This is a genomic window from Paenibacillus sp. Marseille-Q9583, from assembly GCF_976954365.1.
Genome location: NZ_CDRJTB010000061.1, coordinates 1 through 17,159 on the forward strand (window position 1 = coordinate 1; position 17,159 = coordinate 17,159).

General features: G+C 45.3%; 16 protein-coding genes and 1 other RNA gene. 1 reads left to right on the forward strand and 16 read right to left on the reverse strand.

What is annotated here, in order from left to right:
- Positions 1-231 precede the first annotated feature (231 nt).
- From ACWNM1_RS23030 to rpoE, 14 genes are all read right to left on the reverse strand, one after another.
- Positions 232-489, reverse strand: coding sequence for a pro-sigmaK processing inhibitor BofA family protein (locus ACWNM1_RS23030; RefSeq protein ID WP_371915754.1), 258 nt, complete (start codon positions 487-489; stop codon positions 232-234).
- 43 nt (positions 490-532) lie between these two features.
- On the reverse strand, positions 533-784 hold the full coding sequence (locus ACWNM1_RS23035) for a DUF2508 family protein (protein ID WP_339268124.1): 252 nt from the start codon (positions 782-784) through the stop codon (positions 533-535).
- A gap of 136 nt (positions 785-920) precedes the next feature.
- Positions 921-1,520: a recombination mediator RecR gene (gene recR, locus ACWNM1_RS23040; protein WP_042123249.1), complete on the reverse strand. Its 600-nt coding sequence runs from the start codon at positions 1,518-1,520 to the stop codon at positions 921-923.
- Positions 1,521-1,559: 39 nt separating this feature from the next.
- Positions 1,560-1,871 (reverse strand): YbaB/EbfC family nucleoid-associated protein, encoded by a 312-nt coding sequence (locus tag ACWNM1_RS23045; RefSeq protein WP_449602784.1) that lies wholly within the window; start codon positions 1,869-1,871, stop codon positions 1,560-1,562.
- Positions 1,872-1,918: 47 nt separating this feature from the next.
- Positions 1,919-3,694: a DNA polymerase III subunit gamma/tau gene (dnaX, locus tag ACWNM1_RS23050; protein WP_449602785.1), complete on the reverse strand. Its 1,776-nt coding sequence runs from the start codon at positions 3,692-3,694 to the stop codon at positions 1,919-1,921.
- 137 nt (positions 3,695-3,831) lie between these two features.
- An RNA gene (ffs, locus tag ACWNM1_RS23055) (signal recognition particle sRNA large type) lies at positions 3,832-4,100 on the reverse strand.
- Between the two features lie 116 nt (positions 4,101-4,216).
- Entirely contained in the window at positions 4,217-4,414 is a 198-nt protein-coding gene (rpmE, locus tag ACWNM1_RS23060; protein WP_042123239.1) for a 50S ribosomal protein L31, read from the reverse strand.
- A 131-nt stretch (positions 4,415-4,545) separates the two neighbouring features.
- The gene (locus ACWNM1_RS23065) at positions 4,546-5,823 is read right to left on the reverse strand and encodes a radical SAM protein (protein WP_042183978.1); all 1,278 of its coding nucleotides are present in this window, start codon (positions 5,821-5,823) and stop codon (positions 4,546-4,548) included.
- Between the two features lie 25 nt (positions 5,824-5,848).
- Positions 5,849-7,201 (reverse strand): transcription termination factor Rho, encoded by a 1,353-nt coding sequence (rho, locus tag ACWNM1_RS23070; protein WP_042123234.1) that lies wholly within the window; start codon positions 7,199-7,201, stop codon positions 5,849-5,851.
- Between the two features lie 163 nt (positions 7,202-7,364).
- A complete protein-coding gene (locus ACWNM1_RS23075) occupies positions 7,365-8,618 on the reverse strand; it encodes a UDP-N-acetylglucosamine 1-carboxyvinyltransferase (RefSeq protein ID WP_060623903.1) in 1,254 nt (417 codons plus the stop codon).
- A 187-nt stretch (positions 8,619-8,805) separates the two neighbouring features.
- Positions 8,806-9,660 (reverse strand): class II fructose-1,6-bisphosphate aldolase, encoded by an 855-nt coding sequence (gene fba / locus ACWNM1_RS23080; RefSeq protein WP_036679934.1) that lies wholly within the window; start codon positions 9,658-9,660, stop codon positions 8,806-8,808.
- 208 nt (positions 9,661-9,868) lie between these two features.
- The gene (locus ACWNM1_RS23085; protein WP_449602786.1) at positions 9,869-10,255 is read right to left on the reverse strand and encodes a response regulator; all 387 of its coding nucleotides are present in this window, start codon (positions 10,253-10,255) and stop codon (positions 9,869-9,871) included.
- 369 nt (positions 10,256-10,624) lie between these two features.
- The gene (locus ACWNM1_RS23090) at positions 10,625-12,232 is read right to left on the reverse strand and encodes a CTP synthase (protein WP_042183974.1); all 1,608 of its coding nucleotides are present in this window, start codon (positions 12,230-12,232) and stop codon (positions 10,625-10,627) included.
- 326 nt (positions 12,233-12,558) lie between these two features.
- Complete coding sequence (gene rpoE, locus ACWNM1_RS23095) at positions 12,559-13,110, reverse strand: DNA-directed RNA polymerase subunit delta (protein WP_042183972.1); 552 nt, start codon at positions 13,108-13,110, stop codon at positions 12,559-12,561.
- 458 nt (positions 13,111-13,568) lie between these two features.
- Here rpoE and ACWNM1_RS23100 point away from each other — a divergent pair, with 458 nt between their 5' ends.
- Complete coding sequence (locus ACWNM1_RS23100) at positions 13,569-14,738, forward strand: S8 family peptidase (RefSeq protein ID WP_449602801.1); 1,170 nt, start codon at positions 13,569-13,571, stop codon at positions 14,736-14,738.
- Between the two features lie 128 nt (positions 14,739-14,866).
- On the opposite strand, the gene argS is transcribed toward ACWNM1_RS23100, so the two are convergent.
- Together argS and ACWNM1_RS23110 are read right to left on the reverse strand one after the other, a co-directional pair.
- Complete coding sequence (gene argS, locus ACWNM1_RS23105) at positions 14,867-16,552, reverse strand: arginine--tRNA ligase (protein ID WP_449602787.1); 1,686 nt, start codon at positions 16,550-16,552, stop codon at positions 14,867-14,869.
- On the reverse strand, positions 16,549-16,992 hold the full coding sequence (locus ACWNM1_RS23110; RefSeq protein WP_449602802.1) for a DUF1934 domain-containing protein: 444 nt from the start codon (positions 16,990-16,992) through the stop codon (positions 16,549-16,551). The genes argS and ACWNM1_RS23110 overlap by 4 nt, the downstream gene beginning before the upstream one ends.
- Positions 16,993-17,159: the final 167 nt, after the last annotated feature.

A 17,159-nucleotide genomic window follows, 5' to 3' on the forward strand; every position in this document is an offset into this window, starting at 1 on the left:
TTACGTGATTTCCTACTCACTCGTTGTTCAGTTTTCAAAGATCAATGTCTCATCTTTCGTTGTCGTTGCTTGTCAGCAGCGACCTTTATAATATATCACAGCACCTTTGTTTTCGTCAAGCGTTTTTTTTAATTTCTTTTTTTCGCTTACCGTTTCAGCAAGTTGTTATTCAACATCTTGTCCAAAGGGGCGAGACTTAATGTATCATATTTTTCAAACTTACGTCAAGCATTAAAACAAAATAATTCTTAATCCTATTAACATTACTACGCCCGGAAGGCCAAGAACCGTTACTGCGCCTATGGTTGCGGGATTCAGAGGAATATGAACTTGTGTGATTAAACCCGAGAAATTCACTACATATATCGCGAGCGCAGCTAATACCAAATGAGCTCCGAACAGACTAAGCCATCCAAAACCAAGTTTTTTCCGGAATACAATTACACTCAACAACACAACCGATATGACCAGTACTCCTATAGCTAACATTCTTAGCATGTTGATCCCTCCTATATTTCCTATTAACTAGCGCCTACATCTGACTGCTATTTAATCCAATGCTCTTTGCATGTTTGAGATGTATCTGATACTTACGCTCTGCTGCCTCTAAGATATAAATAGCATAATCAATTTGATCTTGGCCCAACGCTTCATCAAACATTAGGTACGCTCTCTCCCACTCAGATTGCGCCTTACGAACCTCCAGCAACGTTTCCCAGCCCTCCGTATCTTTTCTACCCTGTTCTTCGTCTACTCCCCGCCACAATGAGCTCCACCATCCCATTACTCATTCCTCCTCAGAATAATTTCGATGCAAAATTACATCTCGTTATTCTCATTCATATCGGGATAGGGACAAACTTAGAACAAAAAAAGGAGGCCCAAGGGGCCTCCTTTTGAAAAACACGACTTTAGAGCTACTAGAATAGCTCACGACGACCTTCCAACGCTTTGGACAAGGTAACCTCGTCGGCATATTCAAGATCGCCACCAACAGGCAAGCCATGGGCTATTCTGGTGATTTTAATCTCAAAAGGCCGAACTAGACGAGAAATATACATCGCCGTTGCCTCACCCTCAATGTTGGGGTTGGTCGCCATGATAAGCTCACTCACTCTTTCATCACTCAAACGAGTCAATAATTCCTTCAAGCGAATATCATCAGGGCCTATACCTTCCATAGGTGAAATCGCACCCTGAAGAACGTGATAATACCCATTAAACTCTTTGGTTCGTTCTATTGCCACCAAATCCTTGGAGTCTTGGATCACACAGATTACTGAAGGATCTCTAGTTTTGTCCTGACATATCTTACACGGGTCCGTATCCGTAATATTACAGCAGACGGAGCAATAATGAAGATTACGCTTGACACTTACTAGCGCTTTAGCAAAATCAATGACGTCATCCTCTTTCATGTTAAGCACATGAAAAGCTAACCGGGCGGCTGTCTTCGGCCCAATCCCGGGCAAGCGCGTAAAAGCATCGATCAGCTTGGCTAGCGGTTCGGGATAATACAAATTAATAATTCTCCTTTAGAAGAAAGTGGAGTGAGTGAATTAGAACAAGCCTGGGATCTTCATTCCACCAGTAAATTTACCCATATCATTGTTCGCAAGGTCTTCAGCTTGAGTCAAAGCATCATTAACTGCAGTGATTACCAAATCCTGTAGCATTTCAACATCTTCCGGATCAACAGCTTCTGGCTTGATTTGGATAGAAAGCAACTTTTTGTGGCCATTAACTTGAACTGTAACTACACCGCCACCTGATGTGCCTTCAATCACCTTGCCACCTAGTTCTTCTTGAGCTTTAAGCATTTGCTCCTGCATTTTCTTAACTTGCTTCATCATTTGGTTCATATTATTCATACATCATCTCTCCTTTGGAATGCGCAATTTGCGCTAGTATGCTTACATTACTCTTTTATGACAACAAGGTCTTCTCCAAAAAGCTGGATAGCCTCATCAATCCAAGGTTCAGATTTCGCATCTGCAGTATCATGTTCATGCTCTAGCCGCAACTCTTCCTTGCTAGGCTGTCCCACTGACTTCTGAGCGGCTTCGTTCCAATCGCGCTGCATTATAGTTACTAGTCTATAAGGTTTACCAAGACGCGCTGCAAACACATTCTCAATGACCTGTCTGTTTGCTGGCTTCTCCGTTGTATCACGATGAATCGTGTTCTTAAACGCAACAAGCACAGCATCGTCCATTACAGATACAGGTTCTCCGTCTACAAACCACGCATGAACCGTTACCTTCTCCTCTTTTACCCCTTGCAAGACAAGACTCCACTGTTTGTAGATAGCTGCAAAATCAGGACTATCCTTACCAGCAATAAACTTATCAACATTTGGAGGCATTTTGGAGGTAGCAGAGATTCTAGGCGCAGAACTTGGAGTCGGATTCGATTTCGCAGAAGAGGCACCATCTCGCCCACCTCCGGAAATACCGCCGGACTGCAATGCCTGCTCCAGCTTTTTCTCCAGCGCAGTAATCTGTCTCTTGAGCAGATCCAGTTCACCAGAGTGGACTGCAGGAGCATTCGCCCCTGATCCAGCCTGCAATGCACCTAACGGAGTAGCTGATACGGTCTCACTTTCCTCTTGCTGCAAGCTACAAAGCTTCATCAGCGCGACTTCAAACAAAGTCTGCGGATGAGTAGCATATTTCATTTCACCCAGGTACTTATTAAGTGTATCTACGATCTGGAACAGACGATCCCGGGAAAATGCGGTGGCCATATCTTTAAACTCGGCGGGATTTAGCACTCGCTCCGTCAGTTGATCGGCCCCAGGTACCATCTTAATCATCAATAAATCACGGAAATAATACATAAGATTCTCTAGACATTTATCAGCACTCTTACCTTCATGCATAAGCTGTTCAACAAGCTCCAGCAGAAGACCCATATCACCTTCCAATATGGCAGTGGCAAGACGCGCAAATTGCTCAGAGGGTATTCCTCCGGTCATCCCCAGCACTTGTTCGTACGTAACTTTGCCATCTGTAAAAGATGAAATCTGATCCAGCAAACTCACTGCATCGCGCATACCCCCATCAGAAAGGCGGGCAATATACTGCAATGCGTTAACATCGGCTGTAATCCCTTCCTTCTCACAGATAGCACTTAGATGTGATGTCTGCTCTTCCAAAGCTACTCTGCGGAAGTCAAAACGCTGACAACGAGAAATGATCGTCGCTGGCAATTTATGAGGTTCCGTAGTCGCAAGGATGAACATTGCATGTGACGGCGGTTCTTCCAATGTCTTTAATAGCGCATTAAATGCTTCTGTTGTCAGCATATGCACTTCATCAATAATATACACTTTACGGCGCACCTCGGTAGGTGCATATTTCACCTTGTCCCGGAGGTCGCGAATCTCTTCTACGCCCCGGTTCGATGCCGCGTCTATTTCCTGCACATCCATCACATTACCCGCAGTGATTCGCAAGCAGGAAGGACACTCGTTGCAAGGCTCCGGACCTGGCCCACGTTCACAATTGACCGCTTTCGCTAAGACTTTAGCAGCACTTGTCTTACCAGTTCCCCGCGGACCACTGAACAGATAGGCATGCGAAACCCGCTGTTCACGAATTGCGTTCTGCAGCGTTTGGATAATGTGCTGTTGTCCAACCATGTCTTGAAACGACTGCGGCCGCCAAGCACGGTACAGCGCGATATGTTCCACTATGCATTACCCTCTCTTAGGCTGCCTCTTTCCCGGCATTTGTCGCAAATTTATTATACTATATTCATCGGCTATTGACCAAAAACAAAAAGCATCTTTGCTTGTGGCAAAGATGCTGTTATAAACAGAATTATAAACCGTGCACCTGTTATTGATGACTACGATCCAAGCGGCAACCCTACATGACTGCTCGGGCTAGGCCACCCTCCGGCACAAGAGTAAACTTACTTATGGCTGCTTCCTTCCGGACCTGACCAGGTTCATAAGCACTCATTGCGGAGGACCCAACCGTCAACACAGCCCGTAGGAACCAAGGCCTCACATCGATAGCACCTCTAACAGGAATTCAACCTCGCTACAGCGGATTGCGAGTTACAGGGCACCGCTACCTCCCCGTCTAGCACGGCGAAGATAAGTATAGCTCACGCTCGGACAAAAATCAACTCCAAGACATAAAATGAGCCCCCAGCGAGAAAGCTGGGAGCTCGATCTAACCATTAAGCCGCTAAGCGGCTATTCCAATTAGATACCGTATTTCTTCTTGAATTTATCAACGCGACCGCCGGCATCCAGGAACTTCTGCTTGCCAGTGAAGAAAGGATGGCAGCTGGAGCAAATTTCAACACGAAGCTCTTGTTTAACAGAGCCAGCTTCGAAAGAGTTGCCACATGCGCAGGTTACCTTAGTTAAGTTATACTTTGGTTGAATTGCTGCTTGCATTTTGAATTTCACCTCTCATGCCCTAAGCCTCATGCGGACCCAGAGTTATATGATTACACTGTGGTATTTTAGCACGAAAAATTCAATTGATCAATATGTTTCATTGGTAATTCATTGGTACATTTAATCTATTAAATGTTGAGTTGCCGTTGCTTTACCCGAGCCATATTTGCTGGTGGTACATGTGTGTAAGAACCAATAACAACATCCGGCAATTCGTCCCGGAAAATTTCCAGCATCGTCTTCATGCCGAGAATTTCACCCTTAGCAGGAGGAATTAACTCCAAATAACTCTCTGGATCAATGTTCAGATTACGCATCTGAATAAGCTTCAGATCCGTACGTCTTACAAACTCCACCATCGCCTCAATCTCTTCTTCGCGATCAGTTACTCCAGGGAAAATCAGATAGTTAATCGATGTGTAAACACCTTGCGAGGCAGCATATTTCAAAGACTTCTCTACATTAGCCAATGTGTAGCCACGTGGTTTGTAATAAGCATTGTAATGATCATCTAGAGCGCTAATCGTGCTGACACGCATCAAATCCAGCCCAGCATCGACGATTCCACGAATATGATCGCTTAAGCCAGCATTGGTGTTGATATTAATGTAGCCCATGTCAGTAATCGAGCGTACTTCACGGATTGCTTCTATAATAAGTTTTGCCTGCGTAGAAGGCTCACCTTCACAGCCTTGTCCAAAACTGATAATCGATTCAGGCGTCTTCAAGTGCTCCAACATAACTTGTGAAATTTCATTGACCGTTGGTCGGAAATTCATCCGAGTCTGAGGAGACACAAAACCACTATCATCAGGTTGCTCAGAAATACAGCCAAAACATCCAGCATTACATGAATAAGAGACAGGCACACCGCCCTCCCAACGCCCTAAGAAGGTGTTGGAGGAAGTCAGGCATTCATAACCAAGCGCACAGTTAGAAAGATGCTCATAGAGACGGTTATCAGGATATTTGGCAGTCAACTCGCCAACGCTTACCTCAAGATCCTGTTTATCACAGTTCAGTGGGTTCCACTTCTCCGGATTATCGGTTGGATCCGCAGCAACATAGAACCCGCCATCCTTCCACACTACAGCCGAATACCCAAACAGAGGAAGTTTGTAAGACTTATCTGTCTTTACATACCCAGGAAGACACAAGCGAGTATAGCCCTGAGGCAGCAGTGCGCCTACAGCCTGTGAGCCATCCGGCAACGCCATCATTTCACCTGTCTCAGGATCCATACCCACAGCCCGCGTACTAGGCAAGCCCACAAGAGTAGCTCCTTCAGGCAGCGGAATCAACTCTTCCTCCAACATTTCAACGATCATATCCCCACTACGGGCTAGCCCGTACAGTTCTGGATGATCATATACGTTTCCTTGCCCGTCGGCATATACCAAATACATGTTAGTCTCCTCTTATTATCAATTCTCAAGTTGTAGGTACTGAAGAAGTCTTTGCCCGTGTTGTGCGACGAGCAGCCGTACCACTGTTGGAAGTTCCTCCGCTACTTGCAGTTCCATTTGGCGATTGTTTAGCTCCCGCAACGTCAAATGATGCTAAGAATTCAGCATTAGTCTTTGTATCACGCAGCTTTTTGATGAATCCCTCCACAAAATCGTAGGATTCATTCATATTTTTGCGAATCGCCCATATCGTATCAAGCTCTTCTTTGCTCAAGAGCACTTCTTCACGACGTGTACCTGAACGACGAATATCAATAGCAGGGAATATACGGCGTTCCGCCAATTTGCGGTCCAAATGAAGCTCCATATTACCAGTACCCTTAAACTCTTCATAAATAATATCATCCATACGCGATCCGGTATCAATTAAAGCAGTTGCTAAAATAGTCAGTGAACCGCCCTCTTCTACATTCCGTGCAGAGCCAAAAAACCGTTTCGGCCGATGAAAGGCTGCTGGGTCAATCCCCCCACTAAGCGTGCGTCCAGATGGTGGTACCACAAGATTATAAGCACGTGCAAGACGGGTAATGCTATCTAAAAGAATAACTACATCCTTCTTGTGCTCAACTAAACGAAGAGCTCTTTGCAACACAAGTTCAGCCACTTTAATATGATTCTCTGGAAGCTCATCAAACGTCGATGCAACAACTTCGCCTTTTACTGAACGCTGCATATCAGTTACTTCTTCGGGACGCTCATCTATTAGCAATACAAAGAGTTCAATCTCAGGATTATTAGTGGAAATACTATTGGCAATTTCTTTCAAGAGGAGCGTTTTTCCTGCTTTAGGAGGTGCTACAATCAAACCCCGCTGCCCCAAACCTACAGGAGCGAGCAAATCCATTATTCGGGTAGACAAATGAGTAGGGGATGTTTCAAGCGGTAGCTTGTCTTGCGGATAAAGTGGTGTTAATGCCGGAAAATGTAGTCGCTCCGCTGCGCTAGCAGGGTTCTCGCCATTAACAGCATTGACTTGAAGCAGGCCAAAATATCGTTCATTTTCTTTCGGCGTCCGGCATTTCCCAGATACAAGATCTCCGCTTCTGAGATCAAACTTCCGAATTTGTGAGGCTGAGATATAAATATCTTCAGCGCTAGGCAAATAGTTAATCGGCCTTAGAAATCCATAGCCCTCGGGTAGAATTTCCAGTACGCCTTCCATAAACATAAGACCGCTTTGCTCTGCCTGTGCCCGAAGGATCGCAAAGATCAGTTCCCGTTTCTTCAGCTGTCCGTAATAAGGGATCTGGTATTTCTTTGCCAGCTTATACAACTCGGTCAGCTTCATTTCTTCCAAATCGGAAATTTGAAGATCCATGTAATAACCACCTATTCAATTTTTAAATGAGTTCGCCCTAGTCTATCTACTAGGCAAAATGATGAGTCTATTAAAATGCCCATTAGGATATTAATACCCAATTTGGAAGGATATATGCGGTAAATAAGCAAATAAACCTCCTTCCAAATGGGATATCCTAATTTTATTCGTTCTCACGCCAAACATGAGCACCAAGTTGTCGAAGGTTGCTCACTAAATTATCATAACCACGGTCAATATATTCTACGCCGGTCACCTCGGTGATCCCATCCCCTACTGTCAATCCAGCAATGACAAGAGCAGCGCCTGCCCGTAAATCAGTAGCTTTCACCTTTGCAGCGTTAAGCTTACCACCCTCAATAATTGCAGAACGGCCTTCAACGCGTATTTTCGCGCCCATTCGTACCAATTCTGGCACATGTTTAAAACGGTTGCTGTAGACGAAATCGCTAAGCACACTAACGCCTTCCGCCTGTGTCAACATACTTGTCATAGGAGATTGTAAATCTGTAGGAAAGCCAGGATAGGTCAACGCTTTGACATCTGCGTGCTCATATTTAGCTCTACCTATAACGCGAATACTTTCGTCAAGCTCTTCAATATCAACGCCCATCTCTAAAAGCTTGGCCGTTAAAGCTTCCAAGTGCTTAGGAATAACGTTATCTATTAACACATTACCACGCGTAGCCGCAGCGGCAATCATATAAGTTCCTGCTTGAATCCGATCGGGAATAATGGAGTGACGGCAACCGTGCATCTCCGATACCCCTTCAATTCTGATGGTTTCTGTACCGGCGCCTTTAATAACAGCGCCCATAGAGTTCAATAGGGTTGCTACATCTATAATCTCAGGCTCTTTAGCCGCATTTTCAATAATTGTGGAGCCTTTGGCACGTGAAGCCGCCAGCATGATGTTAATAGTGGCACCTACGCTTGATACGTCTAAATAAATCTTCGCACCGCGTAGCTCTTTAGCATATAAGTGGATAGAACCATGTTCGTTGGTAACTGTTGCTCCCAGTGCCTCAAATCCTTTGATATGCTGATCGATTGGACGAGGTTCGAAGTTACAACCACCGGGTAGACCAATTGTCGCTTCTTTGAATCTTCCAAGTAGAGCTCCCATCATATAATACGAAGCTCGAAGTTTCTTAACCGGACCATTAGGCATAGGTATAGATACAATACGCGAAGGATCAATTTTCATCTGGTTGCCTGACCAAGATACACTTGCGCCAAGCTCTTGCAAGATTTCGGAGTAAACGGCTACATCACTAAGGGACGGTAAATTATCAAGAACAACTTCAGATTCGGCCAAAATCGCCGCAGGAATAAGTGCAATAGCACTATTCTTTGCTCCACTGATGGTTACAACGCCCTCTAGCGGACGTCCACCGCCAATCATTAATTTTTCCATAGATTTATCAATTTCCCCCTACGTGTATTGCAGCTGTGTGGGCAATACGTGCTGTGGACTTTTAGTGATGAAAATGGAAAGACACCGGCTAAGCGGTGTGCTTTCCTCATCAAACTATTCAACTGGGCAGAGCTACACCCTGCCCTTTACAAATTGCTTGTCCACCTGTGGCGGAAGCTAACAATGATTAGGCTTTGTTGTTGGATCCAAATTCGCGGATTTTACCGATAACGGTTTCTTTGATCGCATCGCGACCTGGTGCGATGAATGTACGTGGATCGTAAGCATCAGGTTTAGCAGCTAGAACTTCGCGAACCACTTTTGCGAACACGATTTGGTTCTCAGTGTTTACGTTGATTTTGGAAGTACCCAAGGAGATAGCTTTCTTGATGTCATGTTCCGGAATACCTGTACCACCATGAAGAACCATTGGGATGTTAGTAGCGTCGCGGATTTCTTCCATTTCTTTAAATCCGAGGTTAGGCTCGCCATGGTAAGGTCCATGAACGGAACCTAGTGCAGGAGCCAAAGTGTCGATACCTGTTTCTTTAACAATACGTACGCACTCATCAAGCTTAGCATACATGATGCCGCCGATAACGTCGTCTTCTTGTCCACCAACAGTACCCACTTCTGCTTCTACAGAAACACCTTTAGCGTGAGCATATTCAACGACTTTTTTAGTCATATCAATGTTCTCATCGATTGGGTGGTGGGAACCGTCGATCATTACGGATGTAAATCCAGCATCAATTGCTGCTTTACATTTATCAAAGCTAGATCCATGGTCAAGGTGGATCGCTACAGGAACTGTGATATTCATATCGATAATTAGACCTTCTACCATTTTAACAACAGTAGTGAAGCCGCCCATGTGACGTGCTGCGCCTTCGGATACACCAAGGATTACTGGTGATTTCTCTTGTTCAGCGGCACCAAGAATAGCTTGTGTCCACTCCAAGTTGTTAATGTTGTACTGACCTACTGCGTATTTTCCTTCAAGTGCTTTGTTCAACATGTCTGTCATAGATACTAATGGCATGGTTTCATCCTCCTAAGAATGTTGGTTGGCTATGTTTTTAAACCGACATCACATACAGGCTTATTATAACACATCCTGAGTCAAATACTAAATAGGATAAACAAAAAAATGTCCCGGTGGGACGATTTTTATCCAGCCCGTATAGCATTTGCACTCAAACTGTTTATAATCACCATTACCAAATAGAATCGATACAGAAAATATCACTTTAACTGCATTGATCTACAGACTTATTATGAAGATGCATATTGACCGCTACCCGCATTTCATCGATGTCAAATGGCTTTGTGAAATGCATCAATGCGCCTAGCTTGGTTGCTTCCTTAATCATATCCAGCTCCCCATAAGCGGTCATCATTATGACCTTAATGGATGGATTTAGTTCCTTCAGATGCTTCAGAATCTCGAGTCCATCCATTCCCGGTATTTTCATATCGAGCAAAACCAAGTCAGGAGACTCACTGCGAACAATGTCTAAGGCCAATTTTCCGTTAGCTGCTTGATATGTCGTATATCCTTCGCTATTGAACACTTCCATAAGAAGAATCCGAATCCCATTCTGATCATCGACAATTAACACTTTCTTTTTTTCCATATAATACCCTCCCAGAGATTAAGCCAGATTGACTATACCGCGCTCTCCACAGCTAACGGCCCCTTCAGAAACTAACCCATACGAAACCTATTATTCGTGCTTCACTGCTCAAATCCTGCTAATTGGATAAAATGGGTAAATAAAGAGTCTGAATTACAGTGATGTCATTTACACAGCTCTTCAAAATGGACAAACAGGCATAAACACCTTCGGCGTCCCTATAAGGACGGTAAGCGTTTAAGTGAGAAATATTAGACATAAAGGATAGATGAACAACTTATACTTTTGAATAGTTAAAAAAAAGAGCCTCCTATGGGAGGCTCTTCAGGTTTGATACAGAACCCGTAGGTTCCGATTATATTTACAAAATTACTGCTGTTCGGAATGAGTCAAAGAAGCTTTGACGAAATCACGGAACAACGGTTGTGGACGGTTCGGACGTGAAGTGAATTCCGGATGGAATTGAACCGACAAGAACCAAGGATGTCCCGGAAGCTCTACGATCTCAACTAAACGGCCATCTGGAGAGGTTCCGGAAATAACCAGACCTGCTTTTTCAATCTCATCGCGGTAAGTATTGTTGAACTCATACCGGTGACGGTGGCGCTCATAAACCAGTTCATCATCGTAGCAAGACATTGCCAGGGAACCCTCAGCAATCTTACAAGGATACAAGCCAAGACGCATAGTACCGCCCATATCTTCAATATCCTTCTGCTCAGGAAGCAGATCGATCAGTGGATATGGTGTGTTCGGATCGATTTCGGAGCTATTCGCACCTTGTAGACCTAGAACAGAACGGCCATATTCGATTACGGAAACTTGCATACCTAAGCAAATTCCGAAGAAAGGTATCAATTTCTCACGGGCATAACGGATCGCGGAGATTTTACCTTCAATTCCCCGATCACCGAAACCACCAGGAACAAGAATACCACCAATACCACGCAGCATTTCATCCACGTTCTCATCCGTAATTTCCTCTGCATTCACCCAGCGAATCTTAACCTCTGCATTAGCAGCAAAGCCTGCGTGTGAAAGTGATTCAACAACGCTCAAATAAGCGTCATGCAGTGCTACGTACTTACCAACAATCGCAATTTCCACTGTTTTTTCAAGCTTCTGGATCCGTTCAAGCATACTTTCCCATTCACGCATATCTGGCGCAGGTGTTGTAAGCTTCAAATGATTAACAACAATCTCGTCCAATCCTTCATCACGAAGATTCAATGGAACTTCGTACAACGTTGAAGCATCGCGGCATTCCACAACAGCATTAGCATCAATATCGCAAAAGAGTGCGATCTTCGCTTTCATATCTGCGGAAAGCTCATATTCCGTACGGCACACGATGACATTCGGTTGAATACCGATACTGCGCAGCTCTTTAACACTGTGTTGTGTCGGCTTTGTCTTCACTTCTCCAGCAGCCTTGATATAAGGAATCAAGGTTACGTGGATATACATCACATTTTCCCGTCCGATATCACTCTTGATCTGACGAATGGCTTCCAGGAACGGAAGACTTTCAATATCACCTACGGTTCCACCAATCTCTGTGATTACAACATCAGAGTTGGTCTCGCGGCCTGCACGGAACACGCGTTCTTTGATCTCATTCGTAATGTGTGGGATAACTTGTACAGTTCCGCCCAAATACTCTCCACGACGTTCCTTGCTGATTACGGATGAATAGATCTTACCTGTCGTCACATTGTTGTTCTTTGACAGATTAATATCAATAAACCGTTCATAGTGTCCAAGGTCAAGGTCAGTCTCCGCACCGTCATCGGTTACGAATACTTCACCGTGCTGATAAGGACTCATCGTTCCAGGGTCTACGTTAAGATACGGATCAAATTTCTGAATCGTTACCTTTAGACCTCTGTTTTTGAGCAGCCTGCCCAGCGAAGCGGCGGTAATGCCCTTGCCCAGGGAAGACACAACGCCACCCGTTACAAAAATATACTTTGTCACTGTAAAACCCTCCTAAATAAAGTCCAGACATAAAAGCGGCGCATGGTGTTTATCGTAACCCGTTTTACTATCATCAAAACAGGGGAAATCAAAAGTTTGATTCACCGGGGAAAACATAAAACGTAGTCCCGCAAATTACATAAAACTACAGCTACTTTGCATCTAAAAAAACAAAAAAGTGACACCCGTAGAACCGGGGCACTTTTTATTTTAAGAAACGCGTTTATTAACTTACATGATAAGCCCATGCAATAGTTTACTCTGACGTTCCCCCACTGTCAAGGGAGGAATTATACCATCAGCAAGACTCTTTGAAATTATTTATCTTACTTGTCGGCTTCTGCATCGTCTTCATCGGAGTCATCTTCTGCATCGTCTTCATCGGAGTCATCTTCGTCTATGTCATCTTCATCGATCACGACATCTTCGTCGACTTCTTCTTCGCTGTCGTCGTCGGAATAGAGGTCGTCGCGATCTTCATCGATAGCGTCGAAATCCTCTTCTTCAGCAGCGTAGTTTTCTTCTTCTTCAGCAAAGTCGTCATCTTCCAAATCATCGTCTTCATCGTTGATGATACGCACACGTTTGGTGTTACCAACCGGATCATCAGAGCGCTCTAGAGGATACCAGCGTTTCAATCCCCAAAGGTTGGTTCCGACACAGGCAAAACGCCCATCAATGTTAATCTCGGTATATAACTGGGCAATAGTATCTTGGCTTTGTTGATCGGTCATGCCGCGCAACTTGGCTACCTCGACCATCAGATCACGGTAATAATACGGTGTATTGGCTGCCTTAAGCACTAGAAAGGCCAAATCCACCATCGGCATTTCTTTAACTTTCTCAGGGTCTAGCTTTAAATTGAGTGGCGTACTCACTAAAGGACACTTCCTCTCACGCATTGTTCACATTACGGTTTATTTCAATAATATCCATTAACAAAACTAAGTAAAACCTATTTGACAACAAATTGCAAGTCAAAAGCGGTAACAGCTAACAGAAAGAGCCTTCAGGCTGTTATCCATAACAGATACCTGTCTCCATCTTGAAGAAGGATAAACCCAAAACATATGTACCCGTGAGAAACTTATAATTCCTTTTAAATAAAAAAAGGCGGAGGAAACCCTCCGCGCATGACTGTATCCACGCCAAGGATCGGCTCCTTACGTGATGTTACAAAGAGAGTGTTAATCTCTTCTGTCTATTTTATGTAAAGCGCCGTCTTTTGACACGATGGGCAGCCCATTTCGTTAAAAAAGGGCAAGTTCCCATTCGGACCCCCTCTTCCACTCATACAATATGGCAGCAGGGCACCGAGGAGGGGACAGCGAAACCTATGGAATATTACAAATTTTGGCACATGCTTCTTGAAGAAATATCGGTTGCCCCCAACAATGGTGAGCGGCGTATTCTTACCTTCAATGATCCCCGCCAGTATGCCGGGGCATTCACACAATGGAAGGCGCTGAAAGCGAAGCAGCCTGAGCTGCGGCAAGTGCAGGTATCTCCGCTGATTCGGGCCTTTTTTGTGCCTGCTGCCGGAGCTGGAAAACTAATGAATCGTTTTTCAGACCTCCTAAATGTCGAAGAGGATCTACAAATACAAATCCATTCCATAGCTAACGAAAAGAGCGGTAACGCCACACTCCCTTGGGGAGTAAAAGCCATTCATGCTCCTCAGGCATGGTCCAAATCAACCGGAGTTCACGTCAAAATCGGTGTAATCGACACAGGTGCTGATTACCGCCATCCCGATCTGAAGCATTCATTAGCCTCTGGGGTCAACCTACTACACCGCGGAATGTTGCCGCTAGATGATAATGGACACGGGACTCATATCGCCGGCACTCTAGCTGCGGCAGGAGGAACACGCGGTATGATGGGAGTGGCTCCACGAGCGTTGCTATATCCAGTCAAGGCTTTTGATCATAGCGGCTCCGCGTATGTATCGGACATTGTACTGGGCATTGATTGGTGCGTACAGAACAAAATTGATATCATCAATATGAGCTTCGGAATGAAAACTAGAAGCAAAGCGCTTCACAATGTGGTTATTAAAGCGTACCGAGCCGGAATCGCTGTCATCGCCTCATCCGGGAATGATGGAAAACGTGGCGGAGACTATCCCGCACGTTATCCTGAGACGATTGCCGTGGGCGCCATCGATAAAAGATATCGTGTTGCTGGCTTCAGCAACCGCGGTTCTTATATCGATGTCTATGGCCCCGGCGAAGGCGTTACCTCCTGTTGGCTGAAGGAGGGCTACAAAGAGATGAGCGGCACCTCCATGGCGACCTCGCATGTCACGGGAGCCGCTGCACTGCTGCTCGCGGTGCGACCGGGGCTCTCGCCAAGGGAGCTGAAGCTGCTCTTGCGCCGCACCGCGTCCCCGGTGCGGCTGCGCAAGGGGCAGCGACGCGCATCCCTTGGCGGCGGCGCTGCCGATGCCCTACGCCTGCTGAAAGCAGGAGTGAGGGCCAAGCGGGCAGTCTCCGCCAACGTATAGACCCTGCCCGGGCACCGGGTGGGTCACTCTGACGTGAGCGCAGCTTGTGCCGGTGCGAAGAACGGCACAAAATAGAATCCGCCTCCCAGAGAACCGGAAGGCGGATTTTTTGTCGTTTGATGCCTCAATTACATGCGATCCGGTGCAGAAACACCGACAAGACGCAGGACATTAGCAATGGTGGTACGCGCAGCACCAAGCAGTGCAAGACGTGCCACGGTTTGAGCGGCATCCTCAGTGATTACACGTTCAGCTTTGTAATAACTGTGGAACATCGCAGCCAGCTCATATACATAACGGATGAGGCGATGTGGAGCATAACCTTCAGCCGCAACAGCAATTTCTGCTGGGAGCTCACCAATTTTGCGCAGCAGATCATATTCATGCACTGCTGTCAGCTTGGAGAAGTCAATCTCAGCGTAATCAGGAATGGAGATCCCTTGCTCCTCTGCCTGACGGAAGATGCTGCAGATACGCGCATGCGCATATTGAACGTAGAATACAGGGTTCTCATTAGAAGTAGAGATCGCCAAGTCCATATCGAAATCGAGATGGGAATCCATGCTACGCATAGTGAAGAAATAACGAATCGCATCGATTCCTACTTCTTCCATCAAATCTTCCATCGTAACCGCTTTGCCGGTACGTTTCGACATTTTAACCTTTTCACCATTCTGGAACAGGCTGACCATCTGAGCAATCAGAACCACTAACTTCTCAGGGTCATTGCCAAGTGCTGACATCGCCGCTTTCATCCGCGGAATATAGCCATGATGATCCGCACCCCAAATGTTAATCATTTTATCGTAACCACGGCCATACTTATCGCTGTGATAAGCAATGTCCGGTGTAAGGTAGGTGTATGTGCCATCGTTCTTAATCAGAACGCGGTCTTTATCATCGCCATACTTAGTCGTTTGCAGCCAGGTTGCCCCATCCTGCTCATAAACTTCTCCACGATCACGAAGCTCGTCTAGCGAGCGTAACACTTCTCCGTTCTCGTACAGGGAAGTCTCACTGAACCAGATATCGAAGTTTACGCGAAATAGTCCCAGATCACGTTTGATTTTATCGAGCTCTTTATTAAGTCCATAAGTCCGGAAAAAAGCTGCGCGGTCACTTGGGCTCATTTCGAGTAGTGTATCACCCTTTTCAGCCACAAGCTCTTTAGCAAATCCCTTAATGTCCTCGCCATGGTAACCGTCTTCAGGCATTTCTGCTTCTTGACCCAGCTCCTGCAGGTAACGAGTTTCAATGGATTTGCACAGGTTGACTACCTGGTTACCGGCATCATTAATATAATATTCCCGTGTCACCTGATAGCCTGCATAATCGAGCACGTTGCAAAGCGCATCACCGACAGCAGCACCACGAGCATGTCCTAAATGAAGGCTACCCGTTGGATTAGCGCTGACGAACTCCATTTCAACCTTCTGACCTTGACCGATGTTAATACGGCCATAATCATCACCCTGCTCAGCAACAAGGCTGATAATTGGATACAAATAATTCTTGGACAACATAAAGTTAATAAAGCCTGGTCCGGCAATCTCAGCTTTTTCAATAGAAGCGCTGCTAGTATCCAAATGTTCTATAATTGCCTCAGCAATTTGGCGCGGGTTACGTTTTGCGATCTTGGTCAGCTGCATAGCAGCATTCGTAGCCAAATCACCGTGTGCCTTATCTCTTGGTACTTCCAGTACGATATCCGGAACCTCTTCCGGTGCAACAATTCCTGCATTTACAATTGCATCGGCAATGGCTTCTTTTACCCGTTCATTCACTAGCTCCAACGGATTCTTTCTCTGTGTCATAATTTCGGTTCCTCCTGTATATGCAAACTAATAGCAAACTTTCCTGACAATTCCTCGTATACGTACAAATTATATTCCCATGCAACCGTTAGGGAGCGCCCTTCGCGCACCACGTCCAGCTTGTTCGTTTCTGTAGAAAGATTAAACTGTGTATATGGTGAACGATAGAATCCCGGCAGACGCCGTCCGGATTGAAAGCTCTGTTCCGACTGTATCCCACCGTGGCGGATTAGCTTTAGCTGATTGCCTGCAATCTTTATTGTTGTACGAACAGAAATTTCCTCTCCTCGAGGGCCTTGCTCTAACTCTTCATATTGAATATATAGATGCGGTCCTTTGGATACTACCTCTCCATTCGCTTTCATAACATTCCGCTGACCATCTTGAAGGCTCACGAGCGTAATAGAGACGTCATATTTGTTAGACTGTAGTTCGGGCATCACACGTTCCTCCATTCTGCAAGCCTCTGCATTCTGCATAAGAAAAACGCCTGTCGTAAAACTTAAACATTTTTATATTCATTCAAAGGCCTATTCGCTTTCCCATTGTACACTATATCCAGTTCAAAGAAGCATTTCAATCTCAGAATCCATTAGATCTAGCTTAG

Bases quoted from the DNA above. Each gene is read 5' to 3' on its own strand.
- ACWNM1_RS23100 (WP_449602801.1), top strand. From the start codon at position 13,569: ATGGAATATTACAAATTTTGGCACATGCTTCTTGAAGAAATATCGGTT.
- argS (WP_449602787.1), bottom strand. From the start codon at position 16,552: ATGACACAGAGAAAGAATCCGTTGGAGCTAGTGAATGAACGGGTAAAA.
- ACWNM1_RS23030 (WP_371915754.1), bottom strand. From the start codon at position 489: ATGTTAGCTATAGGAGTACTGGTCATATCGGTTGTGTTGTTGAGTGTA.
- ACWNM1_RS23065 (WP_042183978.1), bottom strand. From the start codon at position 5,823: ATGTATTTGGTATATGCCGACGGGCAAGGAAACGTATATGATCATCCA.
- ACWNM1_RS23075 (WP_060623903.1), bottom strand. From the start codon at position 8,618: ATGGAAAAATTAATGATTGGCGGTGGACGTCCGCTAGAGGGCGTTGTA.
- rho (WP_042123234.1), bottom strand. From the start codon at position 7,201: ATGGATCTTCAAATTTCCGATTTGGAAGAAATGAAGCTGACCGAGTTG.
- rpmE (WP_042123239.1), bottom strand. From the start codon at position 4,414: ATGCAAGCAGCAATTCAACCAAAGTATAACTTAACTAAGGTAACCTGC.
- ACWNM1_RS23045 (WP_449602784.1), bottom strand. From the start codon at position 1,871: ATGAATAATATGAACCAAATGATGAAGCAAGTTAAGAAAATGCAGGAG.
- ACWNM1_RS23110 (WP_449602802.1), bottom strand. From the start codon at position 16,992: ATGCCCGAACTACAGTCTAACAAATATGACGTCTCTATTACGCTCGTG.
- ACWNM1_RS23035 (WP_339268124.1), bottom strand. From the start codon at position 784: ATGGGATGGTGGAGCTCATTGTGGCGGGGAGTAGACGAAGAACAGGGT.
- fba (WP_036679934.1), bottom strand. From the start codon at position 9,660: ATGCCATTAGTATCTATGACAGACATGTTGAACAAAGCACTTGAAGGA.
- ACWNM1_RS23085 (WP_449602786.1), bottom strand. From the start codon at position 10,255: ATGGAAAAAAAGAAAGTGTTAATTGTCGATGATCAGAATGGGATTCGG.